This window comes from Rhizobiaceae bacterium, assembly GCA_023953845.1.
Taxonomy (GTDB): domain Bacteria; phylum Pseudomonadota; class Alphaproteobacteria; order Rhizobiales; family Rhizobiaceae; genus Arvimicrobium.
Genome location: JAMLJC010000001.1, coordinates 2,891,367 through 2,906,372, shown reverse-complemented (window position 1 = coordinate 2,906,372; position 15,006 = coordinate 2,891,367). Strand labels below are relative to the sequence as shown.

14 protein-coding genes and 1 tRNA gene are annotated in these 15,006 nt (G+C 66.7%); 8 read left to right on the top strand and 7 right to left on the bottom strand.

Annotation, left to right across the window (positions count from 1 at the left end; translation table 11 throughout):
- Window positions 1-87 precede the first annotated feature (87 nt).
- Window positions 88-1,383, top strand: a complete 1,296-nt coding sequence (locus M9955_14180) for a lipopolysaccharide biosynthesis protein (protein MCO5082787.1) — start codon at window positions 88-90, stop codon at window positions 1,381-1,383.
- A gap of 13 nt (window positions 1,384-1,396) precedes the next feature.
- On the opposite strand, the gene M9955_14175 is transcribed toward M9955_14180, so the two are convergent.
- From M9955_14175 to M9955_14165, 3 genes are read right to left on the bottom strand one after another with little or no spacing between them, the layout of a single operon-like run.
- Entirely contained in the window at window positions 1,397-2,290 is an 894-nt protein-coding gene (locus tag M9955_14175) for a DUF6492 family protein (GenBank protein ID MCO5082786.1), read from the bottom strand.
- Window positions 2,291-2,325: 35 nt separating this feature from the next.
- Window positions 2,326-3,108: a WecB/TagA/CpsF family glycosyltransferase gene (locus M9955_14170; GenBank protein ID MCO5082785.1), complete on the bottom strand. Its 783-nt coding sequence runs from the start codon at window positions 3,106-3,108 to the stop codon at window positions 2,326-2,328.
- Entirely contained in the window at window positions 3,105-4,277 is a 1,173-nt protein-coding gene (locus M9955_14165; GenBank protein MCO5082784.1) for a glycosyltransferase family 4 protein, read from the bottom strand. The genes M9955_14170 and M9955_14165 overlap by 4 nt, the downstream gene beginning before the upstream one ends.
- A gap of 159 nt (window positions 4,278-4,436) precedes the next feature.
- On the opposite strand from M9955_14165, the gene M9955_14160 reads away from it, so the two are divergent.
- The 3 genes from M9955_14160 to proC all read left to right on the top strand — a co-directional run bounded on the left by M9955_14160 (window position 4,437) and on the right by proC (window position 7,613).
- Complete coding sequence (locus M9955_14160; protein ID MCO5082783.1) at window positions 4,437-5,429, top strand: glycosyltransferase family 2 protein; 993 nt, start codon at window positions 4,437-4,439, stop codon at window positions 5,427-5,429.
- Window positions 5,392-6,720, top strand: coding sequence for an O-antigen ligase family protein (locus M9955_14155; protein MCO5082782.1), 1,329 nt, complete (start codon window positions 5,392-5,394; stop codon window positions 6,718-6,720). The genes M9955_14160 and M9955_14155 overlap by 38 nt, the downstream gene beginning before the upstream one ends.
- A 74-nt stretch (window positions 6,721-6,794) precedes the next feature.
- A complete protein-coding gene (gene proC / locus M9955_14150) occupies window positions 6,795-7,613 on the top strand; it encodes a pyrroline-5-carboxylate reductase (protein ID MCO5082781.1) in 819 nt (272 codons plus the stop codon).
- Between the two features lie 4 nt (window positions 7,614-7,617).
- On the opposite strand, the gene M9955_14145 is transcribed toward proC, so the two are convergent.
- The 4 genes from M9955_14145 to M9955_14130 form a co-directional block, all read right to left on the bottom strand.
- Entirely contained in the window at window positions 7,618-8,928 is a 1,311-nt protein-coding gene (locus M9955_14145; protein MCO5082780.1) for an acyltransferase, read from the bottom strand.
- Between the two features lie 104 nt (window positions 8,929-9,032).
- Window positions 9,033-10,364, bottom strand: a complete 1,332-nt coding sequence (locus M9955_14140; GenBank protein ID MCO5082779.1) for an NAD(P)H-dependent oxidoreductase — start codon at window positions 10,362-10,364, stop codon at window positions 9,033-9,035.
- 87 nt (window positions 10,365-10,451) lie between these two features.
- Complete coding sequence (locus M9955_14135; GenBank protein MCO5082778.1) at window positions 10,452-11,231, bottom strand: SapC family protein; 780 nt, start codon at window positions 11,229-11,231, stop codon at window positions 10,452-10,454.
- Window positions 11,232-11,355: 124 nt separating this feature from the next.
- Window positions 11,356-11,430, bottom strand: a tRNA-Thr gene (locus tag M9955_14130).
- 142 nt (window positions 11,431-11,572) lie between these two features.
- Between M9955_14130 and M9955_14125 the strand changes: the two genes are divergently transcribed.
- The 4 genes from M9955_14125 to hisD all read left to right on the top strand — a co-directional run bounded on the left by M9955_14125 (window position 11,573) and on the right by hisD (window position 15,003).
- A complete protein-coding gene (locus tag M9955_14125) occupies window positions 11,573-11,755 on the top strand; it encodes a hypothetical protein (GenBank protein MCO5082777.1) in 183 nt (60 codons plus the stop codon).
- A 130-nt stretch (window positions 11,756-11,885) separates the two neighbouring features.
- A complete protein-coding gene (gene murA, locus M9955_14120) occupies window positions 11,886-13,178 on the top strand; it encodes a UDP-N-acetylglucosamine 1-carboxyvinyltransferase (GenBank protein ID MCO5082776.1) in 1,293 nt (430 codons plus the stop codon).
- 91 nt (window positions 13,179-13,269) lie between these two features.
- Complete coding sequence (locus M9955_14115) at window positions 13,270-13,704, top strand: DUF2948 family protein (GenBank protein MCO5082775.1); 435 nt, start codon at window positions 13,270-13,272, stop codon at window positions 13,702-13,704.
- A 6-nt stretch (window positions 13,705-13,710) separates the two neighbouring features.
- Complete coding sequence (gene hisD, locus M9955_14110; protein ID MCO5082774.1) at window positions 13,711-15,003, top strand: histidinol dehydrogenase; 1,293 nt, start codon at window positions 13,711-13,713, stop codon at window positions 15,001-15,003.
- Window positions 15,004-15,006 lie beyond the last annotated feature (3 nt).

Here is a 15,006-nt window from a genome sequence, read left to right as displayed (position 1 = left end):
CGTAGGAAACAAATGGTTAACGAGCGGTCGAAATGCGGGTGTTCGCACACCGCGCCTTAAACTTTCTGGTGTAGGCGGTTTTCGACCATGACCGATGTCGCAAACACCGCGGCGGCGCGCACAATGAGCCGGATCGGCACGCTGATCGCCGAGCGGCGGGAGGTTCTGCGCGGCTATTTCTCGGCGCTCGGCGGTTCGGCCGGACGGCTGGTCTTCTCGCTCGTCTACTTCGTGGCGCTCGCCAATTCGCTGACCATCGAGGATTTCGGCCTGTTCGCGACGGCGAGCGCGGCCGGCGTCATGCTCTCCCGGCTGCTCGCCTTCGGCTTCATATCCCCGCTCTACCGCGCGGCCAGCGTCAAGCCGCGCCTGATCGGAACCTATACGGGCGGCTTCCTCCTGATGTCTCTGGCGTCGCTGCCGCTGCTCGCAGCCGCGTCGCTCGCGACATACGGGATATTCTTCGCGAAGGAACTCGCCCTTGCGGTATTCGCGACGGTGATCGTGGCGGAAGCGCTCCTGTGGCGGCCGTTCGAGGCGGTGGTGATCGTGAACAACGGCATCCGCCGCTTCGGGCGCGGCGCGCTGCTGGTCGTCGCCGGGACAGGCTTCAGGACGCTCGCCGCCGCCGCCTTCGCCTTCTGGCCGGCTCACGATCTGGCGACATGGTCCGTCTTCTACCTCATCGCCAACGCCGCGACGCTGGCGGCTGGCGTCGTCACCTCCTACCCGCGCCAGCGCATACGCATCCGGCCGCGTCTCTACTGGCGCCGGATGCGCGACGCGGTCACGGTGGGCGCCAGCGAAGTGCTCTTCTATCTCCAGTCCGAATTCGACAAGCTTCTGGTGCTCGCTTTCGGCGGGCCGGCGCTGGCAGGCATCTACGCCATCGTCATGCGGCTGGTAGACCTGACGGCGATACCGGTGCGCACCTTCTCCATGATGCTGGTGCAGAAAATGATGCGCTCGCCTGAGATGCTGAGCAGCCTGGCACGGAAGGCGGGCATCGAAGCCGGCATATTCGCCGTCTCCACATGCGGCCTCCTGGCCATGGCCGTCGTCCTGCATTTCTTCCCGAACGCGCTCGGCCGCAACGTTTCGCAGGCCGCGCCGCTGATCGGGCTGGCGCTGTTCGTGCCGGGGCTGCGCAACCTCATCGAATATCAGGCGGAACTGCTCTACGCGCGCGGCCAGACCTTGCTGCGCATCGTCAGCCTCGGCATGCTCGCGGCGATCAAGGCGCTCGTGCTCTATCTGCTGATCCAGCCGTCGATGGCGGCGGACGGCCTCGTCCTGTGGCTCAACGCGGCCTTCCTGACGCTCTATCTGGCATCGGCCGTCTTCACCTACGCGGCGCTCGGCCGCCCCGCACGAACCTTCTGAGCGGCCGGATCGGTCAGGCGCTTTCGCCGATCAACCTGCGGATGCGCTCAAGATCGGTGCCGATGAAGGATTGCATGCCGATGGCGACCTGCTCTGGCGCCATGCCGGAAACGAAGGCGCGGAACTCGCCGTCATCCATCGCGCCGCCGGTCCAGTGAACGCGGCAGAACTCGGTGGGCGAAGCGAAATGCCCCTCGCCGCCGATCACCTCGTCGACGTAGCGCCCGTAGATCAGGCATTCGGAGAATTTGCGCCGCGCCGCGATGGCCGCGGCCCAGCCGGTGCCCCGGACGGCCTCGATGCGCCTGCACATGTCGATCACGGTGGACCGCTTCCAGGCGATCACGGTCGAGATGTAATCGTGTGCGGATTGCTGCGCGGGGTCGATGCCGAGCACGAAACCCGCATTGCGCGACCAGACCGCATGGTCGCCCGTCTCCAGTCGCGCCAGCGCGCCGTCGCGGCGCAGCAACCTCAGCTTTCCGTCGCGCCAGAAGGCGGCGCAGTCGAAAGCCTTCAGGAACGCCACGTCGGAATCGCAGAACACCAGCGCATCCTCGCCGATATGAGCGGCGATGCCGATGCGCCGCAGTTGCTGGACGTGCCAGCCGCGCAGCGGAGCCGAGCGCCAGCTCAGCCAGACGCGGCGGCGGCCGCCGCTTGTCGGGTCGTCGAACGGCCGCAGCCAGGACGGCAGCAGGTCGCGCTCGTCGACGACGATGCGCCGCGCGTTTTCCAGTTGCCGGAACAAGGCCACGTCGCGGCTTTCGACAAGGATGTAGTGACGCCCGAAGCCGGTCACGTGACGGTCGATCGTCTCGCACAGCAGGCGGCAGCGCTCGAAGTCGGGTGCGTAGCTGGCGGTTACCAGCGCATTGGAATGACCGGCTGCAACTGTCGCCTCCATGCCCTCCAGCGGGCCGGCGGGAACGAAATGCCGGCTCATGGCGTGCTCCAGGCGCCGGTGAGCTTCTGGCGCATCACATGGATCAGGAACACCGGATTGCCGAGTATATAGCGGCGCCAGAGGCGGCCCGGCTCTATCGCCAGCCGGAACAGCCATTCCATCCTCATGTCGCGCATCCAGAGCGGCGCGCGCGGCACCGCGCCGGAGAGGAAATCGAACAGCGCGCCGACCGCGAAAGGCATGGTGGTGTGCTCCGCCATGATGCGCTGGGCGATGAAAAGCTCCTGCTTCGGCACGCCCATGGCGACGAGCAGGATGTCAGGCCTGATCCGAGCGAGGTCGGCCAGGATGCGCGGCTCGTCGAGCGGAGAATAGAAGCCGTCGGAAATCAGGTGGAAGCGGTGCTGGGGCGCCATCGTTGCCAGCGCCTTCGTCGCCCCGGAGACGTTTTCCGGCGTGGCGCCAAGCAGCCCCACGGACAGGCTCCGGCCGGTGGCCTTCAGCAGCGCCGGGACGAAATCCGTACCGTTCAGATTGTCGGGAAACGGCTCGGCGTAAAGAATCTTCGAGGCGACGTCGACGCCCACGCCGTCCGGCAGCACGAGGAAATCGGCAAGCGCCGCCATCAGCCGGCCGTCGGCGCAGGCGATGTTCGAGATATGGGCGTTCAGGAAGCCCACCCTGGTGAAATGCCTGTGTTTGAGGCGTTGCTGCAAAAGGGCGATCGCCTCGGCCTGACGGAGCGCGGCGACGGCCACGCCGGCGATGATCCGCCGCGGCACGACGATTTCAGGGCCTGGTTTGGCGTGCGCGTTCAAGCAACCTTCCCCAGCCTTGTGTCTCCCATCGCCGCCAGCCCGCGCCGGATGCGCAGATCAAGCGTTTCGCGTTGCCGCGCGTAGAAGTCGCGGCCGTCCACGTCCCGCCCGGAACGCGCGGTTTCGACAAGCAGCCTCGCGAATTCCTGCGGATCGTCGCTGACGCGGCAGTTTGCCGGCATATGGTCGATGCCGCGCAGCGAATGCCTCGTCGCCACGGTCGGCAGGCCCAGTTCGAAGGCCTCGATCGTCTTCAGCTGGACGCCGCTGCCGGCGGTGCTGATCAACGGCACGACGGCGGCGCTGCGCACGAAGTCCGTGGCGTCCGGAACGCGGCCCACGAACTCCACATTCGCAGCCTCGCTCGTCAGCCCGGCCGGCACGTTGCCGGCAATTCGTATGCGGAAATCGCCGGGCAGATTCGGCACGACCTTGCCGAGGAACCAGTCGAGCCCGATGCGGTTCGGCTGCCACGTCCAGGTGCCGATCAGCGCGGCCTCGCAACCGACGTCGCGCGGCGCGGGCGCGGGCGGCGGCGCGGCGCGCGTCACCTGCGGCAGCGTCGCCGAGCGGTCGTCGGAGGCGACCCCGAGCGCGGCCCGATCCTCGTCGGCCAGCGTGTAGACAAATCGCGCCCGCGCGCAGAGGCGGGTTTCGAGATGCCTGAGAAGACCGGCCTCGCGCTGGAACAGCAACCGCTGGAACATGCTGGCGGAGGCGGAGGCGTTCTCCTCCGCCGATTTGTGCTCGACATTGTGGGCGACGAAAAGCGACGGCTTGTCGCGAAAGCACTCCTCGAAGGCGCCGGCGAACTGCACCGAATTCAGCACGTAGCCGTCGAACGGCTCCAGTGCCGAGAGCGTCTCGTGCAGGGTCGCGGGCGTCACCTCGCGAAGCTTGGCGGATGAGAAAGTGAGACCCGACAGCACCGCCTTGCCGAGCCAGCGAAGCCTGGTCGGCAGCGGAGCCGCATCGGTGCGCACATCGACTGCGCCCAGCACGATCGTGCTTTCGGGATCGGCAGGCTTGCGGCCGGGCCAGAGAAAGCCGACGACGGTCACATCGACGCCGGCGCGGCGAAGGGCATCGATGATCGCCGCATTGGCGATCTCGTATCCGGAGGTCTGCCGGCCGTCCGGGACGATCGACGTTGCGAAAACCAGTTTCATAGCCTGCCCGTGTTCATGCCCGGATAGCAAGCCGGCATGAACCTTTGCTTAAGGCGAAAGCCGGTCAGGCGCGGCCTTTCAAAGGATTCTTTACCGCAGGTTTAACGAATCCTTATGCCGGCCGATGCTATTTCGCGGATGTCCGGAACCAGGCCCTCCATGTTGCAACGCACCCCTTCAGTCACCATCGTCGCGGCCACGCCGCACATGGATGTCACGGCGATGGAAGCCGTGGTGACGCTGCCGACCTTCAAGCGGCCGCAGCAGGTGCTGGAGACGCTCGCATCGCTGGCGGCGCAGGTCACCGCGCGCCGCTTCGCCGTCATCGTCATGGAGAACGAGGCCGAGAAGCAGGAAGGCGCGTCCGCCGCCGCGCCGCTGTTCGAGCACGGCGCCATGACGGGGCTGGTGATCGTCGCGCATGAACGCGGCAATTGCAGCGCCTACAACGCCGGATGGGAAACCGCGCTCGGCACCTTCCCGAACTTCCGTCATCTGCTGGTGATCGACGACGACGAGATCGCCGATCCGCACTGGCTGGAGCGCATGTGCTCGACCGCCGAACGGCTCGGCGTGGACATTGTCGGCGGCCCGCAGGTGCCGGTCTTCGCCGACCGCGCGCAACAGCACTGGGAAGCGCATCCCGTCTTCGCGCCGCCCTATTCCGCTACCGGCGCGGTGCCGGTGCTCTACTCCTCCGGCAATCTGCTCGTCGGACGTCACGTGCTGGAGCGCATGGGGCCGCCTTTCCTCGATCTGCGCTTCAACTTCATGGGGGGCGGCGATTCCGACTTCCTCAGCCGCGCAGCGCAGGCGGGCTTCCGGCTCGGCTGGTGCGCCGAGGCGCCGGTGCGCGAAACCGTTCCGGCACGACGCACGGAGGCCGACTGGATCAGGGCGCGCAGCCTGCGCAACGGCGTCATCTCGACGCTGGTCGAGAAGAAGCGCCGCGCCGGCACGCCGTTCGCGAACCTGAAGGTTTTCGCCAAAAGCCTCGCGTTGCTCGGCGCAGCACCTTTGCGGGCCGCGCTGCGGCTTCTGAAAACCTGGTCGCCGCAGGTCGCGGCCTATCCGATCTACGTGGCGCTCGGCCGCGTCATGGCGGAATTCGGCTATGCCAACGAACAATACCGCCAGCCTGAGAAGAACTGACCGCGCCTGGCTTGCGCGGACGCTGAACTCGCGCATCGTCCCGACGGTCATCGCGACGATCCTGCTGACGGTCATCTTCGTATCGTTTCGGCCGTTCCAGCCGCAGGGCGCGGTGCTCGGCCCGGACTCCGGCGGCGACATCGTCAACCAGCTCGGCTTCAGCATGGTCGGCGGCCTCGCCGTCTTCGGCCTTCTCACCTACGTCAACCCGCGCGTCATCGCCATCTTCTTCAGTCCCTGGTGGCTGCTGATGCTGGGCTTCCTGGCGCTATCGATCATGCACGCGCTCGACCCTTCCTCGGCGGCGCGCGCGGGCCTGTTCACCCTGATCGGACTGGTGAGCGTCGTGGCGATCCTGTCGCTGCCGCGCGACGCCGATGCGTTCTCCGCGATGCTCGTCACGGCGGGCGCGATCGTCGTCGGGCTGAGCTATGCCGGCCTCGTGCTCCTGCCCAACGTCGCCATGCACAATGCCGGCGAGATCGAGTCGGAGTTCGCGGGTCTCTGGCGCGGCGTCTTCGCGCACAAGAACATCGCCGGTCCGGTCATGGCCGGCTTCAGCTTCGCCGGCATCTATCTCTACCGGCGGGGATGGAAGCGCCGTGGCCTCCTGCTTCTGGCCACCGCGATGCTTTTCGTCGCGCATACGGGATCGAAGACGTCGGCCGGCCTCGTGCCGCTTGCCATCCTCGCCGTGATGATCCCCGGCCTGTTCGGAATGCGCATACTGACCGTCGCGCTCGTCACGGCCGCGCTGGTCGGCACCGGAGTAGCCACGTTCGGCATGGTGTTCCTGCCGCCGGTGAAGGCGGTCATGCTCCACTATTTCCCGGAACTCACCTATACGGGCCGCACCTATATCTGGGAGTTCGCCGGAGAGATGATCGCCCGGCAGCCATGGACAGGCTACGGCCTCGAAAGCTTCTGGGGCAAGATTTCCGTCGCGACCACGGACCATCCCTTCGATCGCGCGTGGGACGTGCGGCGTTCCGTGCACGGCCATAACGGCTATATCGACATCGCCATCGGCATGGGTCTGCCCGCCCTCGCGGTCGCCATCGTCACCTTTCTGATCCAGCCCATGCGCGACTATCTGCGCGTGCCGCTGCGCCGGGAAAACGTGCTGCTCGGCGACTTCTTCATGATGACGTTCATGTTCACCGCGCTGAACGCCTTCCTCGAAAGCTTCTTCTTCCGGCGCGTCGATCCGGTATGGCTGTTCTTCGTGATGAGCGTGATGGGCCTGAGGATGGTGGCGCGGCGCATCATTCCCGGCTCCTCGGATCGCTAGACGGCCTTTCCATCTTTCCCTGACCGATCAGACCCGCTAGACGGCTCGCATCGGGGTGAAGCTGGAGCGAAGAGATGGCGATCAAGGTGGTTCTCGTGGGTTGCGGCAATATGGGCCACGCCATGCTCGCGGGCTGGCTGAAGGCCGGCCGTCTCGCGCCGTCGGAAGTCTTCGTCGTCGAACCTGCCGACGCCCTGCGGACCCGCGCTGCGGCGCTTGGCGTGGCGACGGGCGGCAGCGCCGCAGATCTACCGAGCGACGCCGCGCCGGAACTGATCATCCTAGCGGTGAAGCCGCAGGTCATCCGCGCCGTGACGGCCGAATACAAGCGCTTCGCCGACAAGGGCACGACATTCCTCAGCATCGCGGCCGGCACGTCGATCGCCACCCTCACGGAAATTCTCGGCGGGAACACGCCTGTCGTGCGCTGCATGCCGAACACGCCCGCCGCCATCGGCAAGGGCATGATGGTCGTCTATGCCAACGATCGGGTTGCCAGGCCGGCGCTCGATTTCATCGACGCGCTGCTCGGCACCAGCGGCGCCGTGGCGCATATCGACGACGAGAAACTGATGGACGCGGTGACGGCCGTGTCGGGATCGGGTCCGGCCTACATCTTCCACTTCATCGAATGCCTGACGGCCGCCGCGCAGTCGGCCGGCCTGCCGTCCGAGACGGCGAAACTGCTGGCGATGCAGACGGTGTTCGGCGCGGCGTCCCTCGCGGCCGAGAGCGGCGAGGAGCCGCGCGTGCTGCGCGAGCAGGTGACGAGCCCGAACGGGACGACGGCGGCGGCGCTCTCCGTGCTGATGGGCGGCGACCGCCTACAGACGCTGGTCACCGAGGCGGTGGCGGCGGCACGCTTGCGCTCGGAAGAACTCGGCCGGAGCTGACGCCTCAGCGTCCGGGCATGTCGGCAACCGGCGCGGCAGCGGACATCGCCTCCCGCGCCGGCCGGAAAGCGACCTCCGCATAGCGCCGCTGGCCTTCGCCTGTCTCGGCGTCGCGCCCGTCCACCAATCGCCGCGTCAGCGCCTGGAACGGCTTTTCGACCAGCAGATTGCCGATCCATGCGGCGATCACCACCGTGACGACCATCACCAGCATCATCAGAGTGCCGAACAGCGCGCCGTTGACGCCGAAGCCGTAAAAGCTCTCGCCGGCCATGTCGAACGGTCCCACGAAATCCTGCCCCAGCACCTTTCCGGCCAGAGTTCCCGCGTTGATGATGCGGGACTGCACGAAGATGTGGACCATGTAGATGCCGTAGGAAAGCGTGCCGAGCCACAGGAACAGCCGCATGCGCAGCAGCCGGCTCACCAGCCCGCACTCGTGCATGAAGACGAAGAGCGCCGCACCGAACACGAACGGCGCCGCGAAGCTCCAGACGTTGCGCGCCGCGAGACTGACGAAAGCGGCGACCATCAGCATGGCGCCGACTTCGAGCGCGGTCCAAAGCAGGCGCGACGGCGCGGCGTCGCCGGAGGCCGGCGTGGCCTCGCGGCGAAACAGACGGTAGATAAGCGCGCCGAGCGAGAAACCGTAGATGCAGCGGACAAAACCCATCGCATAGGTCGTGTCCATGTATTCCGGCGTCGCCGTGGCGAGCAGCACCACGGGAGCGACCGCCACAGCCGCGACCAGCGCCAGCCAGAGACGGTCGCGCAGGAAGAGAACGACGGCGCCGAACAGCAGATAGGTCCAGAACTCGCTGGAAATGCTCCAGCTCGGCCCGTTCCAGACGAGCTGGTCCTCCAGGCCGACGCCGTTGAGCAGCAGCAGCGACGAGACCAGACCCGACAGGCTGTTGCCATCGGTGAAGGGCGCGGCGCCATCGCCGCGCAAAGCCGGCACCGCGAGGCGCAGGCCCTCGAAGGCGACGAACAGCAGCAGCACCGCGACATGCAGCGGATAGACGCGCCCGAAACGCAGGAGCATGAAGCGCAGATAGCTCGCGCCGTCGGCGATCCTGTGGCCGTAGCCGTGCATGATCACCGCGCCTGAGAGCACGAAGAAATAATCGACGAAGAGATAGCCGCCGCGCACGACCGGGCTTTCTGCAAGGAAGCCCGAGGCCGGAAAATGCATCATGGCGACGAGGAGCGCACAGATGCCGCGCCAGGAATCCAGCGTCTCGAAGCGGATACGCGGTCGCGCGCCGTCAGCCTGTGCCGAATCGGAACGGCGAACTGTGCCGGAATGGGCCAATATTCGGACTCCCCCGCCATTTCATGCCGCCCGACGGGCAGGCAGCGCCGCATGGGATAGGAAACAGCATCATCCATGCCAGGTTAGGGAATCGTTGAACGCCTCTACGCAGCGGGAGCCCGAACGGCAGCGGCGAGCATCTCTTCCTGAAGCCGTCTGAGCCGGAAAAGATTGGTGGATGCGTCGGGCGCGGCATTGTGGGCCGTCAGCAACTCGCCCTTGCGGACCGTCTTCAGCACCTTGCCGCCCTCCAGCAGACCCACCGGGACGGCGCCGGCGGCGCGCGCCTCGCTCACCGTCATGGTCCAGGAGCGGTAGCAGGTCTCGCCGATCGCGTCGAAGCTCTCACCGGGCGCAAGGTCGCGCTTGGCGACGGCGCACACCTCCGCCACCGGCGCCGGCAGCGGCACCATGTCCGGCTTGCCGTAGAGCATGATGCGGGCCGCCGTCAGCGGCACTTCCAGCGAGGTCAGGTGATAGGGCCGATGGAAGGCATAATATGGCCCATGGCCGACATGCAGGTCGTCCATGCGCTCGATGATGCGGGGGTGCGTCGCCTCCACGACGACGAAGACGCCGGGCGCCACGCCCTTGCCGATCGTGTAGTCGACGACGCCCTTCTTCTTCAGCACGCCGCCATCGGCTTCGGGGATCAGCACCCTGGCAAGCTGGTCGCGTCCGGCGCTCGGACCGTGCATGCCGGGGACGTCCGGCACGAGACCGGTGGCGTTGGCGATGGCGCACATCTCCACCATGGTCTTGGAGCCGTCGACGAACTCGACCAGCATACGCGGATTCATGTTGCGGCGTTCCGCTTCCTCGCGATACTGGTCCGGCACCGCGTCGTGGTTCAGCGGATTGTTCTTGCCCTTGCCGGCCGAGACGATGGTGTAGCCGAGCGCGGTGGCGAACTCGATCAGTTCCATGCAGGAAGACGGCTCGTCGCCCGCGCCCACCGAATAGACGACGCCCAGCCGGTCGGCCTCGCGCTTGAGATAAGGGCCGATGGTGACGTCGGCCTCGACGTTCATCATGACGACGTGCTTGCCGTGCTCCATCGCCATCAGGTCGAAATCGGCGGCGACGCCGGGCTTGCCCGTCGCGTCGATGACGACGTCGACCAGCGGGTTGGTGACCAGCATCTCGTTGGAGGTGATGGCGATCTTCCTCGCCTCGATCGCCGCAGTCAGCCGCGAGGGCGTATCAGCCTCGGCGGCCCTGCCGTCGTCGCCATAGGCGATGCGCACGGCGTCGCGTGCCGTATGCGGCCGGCGCGTCGACATCGCCACCAGTTCGACGCCCTTCATCAGCATGCACTGGGTGACGAGGTCGGTGCCCATCTCGCCGGAACCGATCACGCCGATCCGCACCGGCCTGCCCTCGTCCGCACGACGGGCGAGGTCGCGCGCAAGGCCCGTCAATGCGACATTCGTCATTGGCTCTCGATCCGATGGCTGTTGGCGCGACATAGCGGAAGATCGCCCCGGCTGGCAACGCCCGCCTGCCGTCCGCCGGATGCGGCGTCAGAAGACGATGCTGCCGTCTTCCACCCGCAGGAAGTCGAGCTTCGACTCCTGCTTCTGGGGCGCGGGCGAGGCGGCTGCCAGCCTCTCCCGCATCTCGGCCATACGCGACAGGCTCGACAGGCGCGACATGGAGATCAGCTGGGCATAGGCGAGCGGCAGCGCACCCATCTTGCGCAGCTTGAGGAACGCCGCGTCATCGATGGCCGACAGCGCCTTCTCGTCGACCTTGAGCAGGCCCTTCATGGCGACTTCGGCGCCGTCCTTGGAAGACTTGAACTTGATCTCCCATGGCGTCAGCACGCCCGCTTCGCTCAGCGCGGCGGCGGCGAACATGGTCTGCTGCCGGCTTTTCTCCTGGATCTCGAGCATGGTCGCGCTGTTCTTCACCTGCGGCGCGAGATTGCCCTCGGCATCGTAGAGCGGCTCGCCGCTGTCCGCGAGCGAGCCTTCCTCGATGCAGAGCGCCATCTCGTCGCGCCCCTCGATGCGGGCGAGACGGAAGGGATAGGAACGCAGGACCGCCGGAATGTAGGCGCCGAGCCAGCGGCCGTCCTTGGCGACGAAGACGTTTTCGCCGGCCACCGGCCCGGTGATGGCGACGAGCTGCGTCAGGTTCTGCTGGCGGACGAAGGCGAGCGGCATGTTCACGCCGGCCGTCGCGGCCTCCATCCCGACGATCGGCACGACGGCGTCCTTCGCCGCGAACCCGTAACTCGCCGGACGCTTCCAGGCCCGGTTTGCGTGATCGCCCTTCTGGAGCGGAACGAACTTCGTCATCTTGCTATCCTCGCGTTCAGCCGCCTTCTAAGCATGCCTGCCGCAAAATGGAACCCGTCCGCACGGTCAGGCGCCGCGTCCACAGGTCAACGGTATGTGCAAACATCGATATAAGGGAGAAAGATGGTGCTGCCAGAGAGGATTGAACTCTCGACCTCTCCCTTACCAAGGGAGTGCTCTACCACTGAGCTACGGCAGCACGATGTGGCGGGCTTCTGCCACATCGTTTCCGCGAGTGCAAGTTGTGAGTTAGGCCATCGAAAACTCAATTTTCGAGCCTTCCGGCCGCCACATTCCCGGCAAAATGTGCCATGGTCAGCCATTCGAAGCGCAAGACGGACATGAACCAGGACGACAGGACACGGCCGAAGGACACCGGCAAGGAGAGCCGCGAACAGCGCCTGCGCGAGCAGCTCCGCGCCAACCTCCAGCGGCGGAAGGCCCAGACGCGGGCGCGCCGCAGCGGGAGCGCCGACGAGCGGCCCGAGGGGCTTGAAGCGGGAAAGTCAGCCTCGGACCAGTGAAAACTGTCAGAAAGACGAATCCCGCGCACATGGCGGCTTTGGCCGGCTTTGCTTGTGCGCCACCGGCAAATGAACTAGAGGCGGCCTTCAAATCGGTTTGACCCGGTCATAAAGCATCGAAAGAGAACTCATGGATCGCATCAGGATCGTCGGCGGCAACGAACTCAACGGCCGCATTCCGATCTCCGGCGCCAAAAACGCCGCTCTGCCGCTGATGATCGCGTCGCTGCTCACCGACGACACGCTGACGCTCGAGAATGTGCCGCATCTGGCCGATGTCGAGCAGCTGATCCGCATCCTCGGCAATCACGGCGTCGACTATTCCGTCAACGGCCGCCGCGAGCGCCAGAGCGAAGGCTATTCGCGCACCATCCATTTCACCGCGCGGCACATCGTCGACACCACCGCGCCCTATGAGCTGGTCTCGAAGATGCGCGCCAGCTTCTGGGTGATCGGCCCGCTGCTCGCCCGCATGGGCGTCGCCAAGGTGTCGCTGCCCGGCGGCTGCGCCATCGGCACGCGGCCCGTCGACCTCTTCATCGAGGGATTGCAGAAGCTCGGCACGCAGATCGACATCGAAGGCGGCTACGTTATCGCGAAAGCGCCGAAGGGCGGGCTGGTCGGCGGCCGCTACGTGTTCCCCAAGGTTTCGGTCGGCGCAACGCATGTGCTCCTGATGGCGGCTTCGCTGGCGAGGGGCGAGACGGTGCTGGAAAACGCCGCGCGCGAGCCCGAGATCGTCAACCTCGCCGAATGCCTCAACGCCATGGGCGCCCGGATCAGCGGCGCGGGAACGCCGACCATCGTCATCGAGGGCGTCGATTCGCTCTCCGGCGCGCGCCATGCGGTGATCCCGGACCGGATCGAGACCGGCACCTACGCCATGGCCGTGGCCATGACCGGCGGCGACGTCGTGCTGGAGAATGCACGCCCGGACCTGCTGCAGACCGCGCTCGACGTGCTCCAGCAGACGGGCGCTGAGATCATCCCCGTCAATTCCGGCATCCGCGTGAAGCGCAACGGCGCCGGCATCTCCCCGGTGGACATCACCACCGAGCCGTTCCCGGGCTTCCCGACCGACCTGCAAGCGCAGTTCATGGGCCTGATGACGCGCGCCAAGGGCCGCTCGAACATCACCGAAACGATCTTCGAGAACCGCTTCATGCACGTGCAGGAGCTTGCCCGCCTCGGCGCGCACATCACGCTGTCGGGCCAGACCGCGCATGTCGAGGGTGTACCCGTGCTGAAAGGCGCGCCGGTGATGGCGACGGACCTGCGGGCCTCCGTGTCGCTGGTGATCGCCGGCCTCGCCGCCGAGGGCGAGACCATGGTCAGCCGCGTCTACCATCTCGACCGCGGCTTCGAGCGGCTGGAGGAAAAACTCTCCAACTGTGGCGCGACGATCGAGCGGATTTCGGCCTGACACCGACATTGCGCAGTCGCGCCTTCGGGTTGCGCCTCCGGAAAAGACCGCCTAACACTCCGGGGAAGACAATCCCGAGTGATCCCTGTCGATGACCCCGCTGAAGCTGGTCGCCCTGGACGAAAAAGACCTCGAAATCGTCTCGGCGCACACGCAGGACGCCGTGACGAAAGTGGGCGAGCTTGCCTATCAGCGGGCGGCACGGCGGTTCGTAATGCCGATGAACCGTTTCGTATGGGAAGCGCCGGGCGGCTTCTTCCGCCGCCACGACGAACGCAGGCTGAGCGTGCTGCATTTCGACCGGGTGCTCGGGGCGAGGATTTCGCGCATCGACCGGAGCAAGGCCGATGAGGTGCTGTCGCTGCTCGCCATCCGCTTCGCGCCCGGCGAGACGCCGGCCGGCACGGTTGAACTCGATTTCTCCGGCGGCGGCGCGATCAGGCTCGACGTGGAATGCATCGAGGCAAGGCTTGCCGATCTCGGCGCGGCGTGGCAGGCGGGCTCCCGTCCGAAGCACGAAGACTGAGACGCCATGGCCATTCGACTGAACCACCGGGACGCCGATTTCGAAGCGCGCTTCGCCGCCTTCCTGACGACCAAGCGCGAAGCCTCGCCGGATGTCGAGGCGGCGGTGCGCGAGATCATCGCGACGGTGCTGGCGAGAGGCGATGCGGCGCTGATCGACTACACGCGGCGTTTCGACCGGACAGACCTCGCGGCGCAGGGCATCGCCGTGACCCGCGCCGAGATCGAGGCCGCCTATGCCGATGCCAATCCCGAAACGGTGAATGCGCTCGCCTTCGCACGCGACCGCATCCAATCCCACCATGCCCGCCAGAAGCCGCATGACGACCGCTACACAGATACGCTCGGCGTCGAGCTCGGCTCGCGCTGGACTGCTGTCGAGGCTGTCGGGCTCTACGTGCCGGGCGGCACGGCGAGCTATCCGAGCTCCGTGCTCATGAACGCGGTTCCGGCGACGGTCGCCGGGGTCGAGCGCGTCGTCATGGTGGTGCCGGCGCCCGATAACCGCATCAACCCGCTGGTGCTGGTCGCGGCCGACCTTGCGGGGGTGTCGGAGATCTATCGCGTCGGCGGGGCGCAGGCCGTCGCCGCGCTCGCCTACGGAACGGAGACCATCCGACCGGTGGCGAAAATCGTCGGCCCCGGCAACGCCTATGTCGCGGCGGCCAAGCGTCAGGTGTTCGGCACGGTCGGCATCGACATGATCGCCGGCCCGTCGGAGGTGCTGATCGTCGCCGACGCCGCCAACGATCCGGACTGGATCGCCGCCGATCTTCTGGCGCAGGCCGAGCACGACGTCGCGGCGCAATCGATCCTCGTCACCGATGACGCTGCCTTCGCCTATGCCGTGGAGGCGGCCGTGGAGCGCCAGATCGCGACGCTGCCGCGCGGCGAGACCGCCTCCGCGAGCTGGCGCGATTTCGGCGCGATCATCCTCGTCGAAAACCTTTCCGATGCGCTGCCCATCGTCGACCGTGTCGCGCCGGAGCATCTCGAACTCGCCTTCGACGATGCCGAGGTGTTCCTGGAGCGCGTGCGCAATGCCGGCGCCATCTTCGTCGGCCGTTCGACGCCTGAAGTCATCGGCGACTATGTCGGCGGCTCCAACCACGTCCTGCCCACCGCCCGCTCCGCGCGCTTCTCGTCTGGCCTTTCCGTGCTCGACTTTATGAAGCGCACGTCGGTGCTGCGGCTCGGCACGGACCAGCTCGCCGCGCTGGCGCCCGCGGCAATCGCCCTTGCGGAGGCGGAGGGCCTGCATGCCCATGCGCGTTCCGTCTCCATCCGTCTCAATTTGTGATCC

Bases quoted from the DNA above. Each gene is read 5' to 3' on its own strand.
- proC (MCO5082781.1), top strand. From the start codon at position 6,795: ATGGCGATCAAGGTGGTTCTCGTGGGTTGCGGCAATATGGGCCACGCC.
- M9955_14125 (MCO5082777.1), top strand. From the start codon at position 11,573: ATGAACCAGGACGACAGGACACGGCCGAAGGACACCGGCAAGGAGAGC.
- M9955_14115 (MCO5082775.1), top strand. From the start codon at position 13,270: ATGACCCCGCTGAAGCTGGTCGCCCTGGACGAAAAAGACCTCGAAATC.
- hisD (MCO5082774.1), top strand. From the start codon at position 13,711: ATGGCCATTCGACTGAACCACCGGGACGCCGATTTCGAAGCGCGCTTC.
- murA (MCO5082776.1), top strand. From the start codon at position 11,886: ATGGATCGCATCAGGATCGTCGGCGGCAACGAACTCAACGGCCGCATT.
- M9955_14155 (MCO5082782.1), top strand. From the start codon at position 5,392: ATGCCAACGAACAATACCGCCAGCCTGAGAAGAACTGACCGCGCCTGG.
- M9955_14165 (MCO5082784.1), bottom strand. From the start codon at position 4,277: ATGAAACTGGTTTTCGCAACGTCGATCGTCCCGGACGGCCGGCAGACC.
- M9955_14140 (MCO5082779.1), bottom strand. From the start codon at position 10,364: ATGACGAATGTCGCATTGACGGGCCTTGCGCGCGACCTCGCCCGTCGT.
- M9955_14175 (MCO5082786.1), bottom strand. From the start codon at position 2,290: ATGGAGGCGACAGTTGCAGCCGGTCATTCCAATGCGCTGGTAACCGCC.
- M9955_14160 (MCO5082783.1), top strand. From the start codon at position 4,437: ATGTTGCAACGCACCCCTTCAGTCACCATCGTCGCGGCCACGCCGCAC.
- M9955_14135 (MCO5082778.1), bottom strand. From the start codon at position 11,231: ATGACGAAGTTCGTTCCGCTCCAGAAGGGCGATCACGCAAACCGGGCC.
- M9955_14180 (MCO5082787.1), top strand. From the start codon at position 88: ATGACCGATGTCGCAAACACCGCGGCGGCGCGCACAATGAGCCGGATC.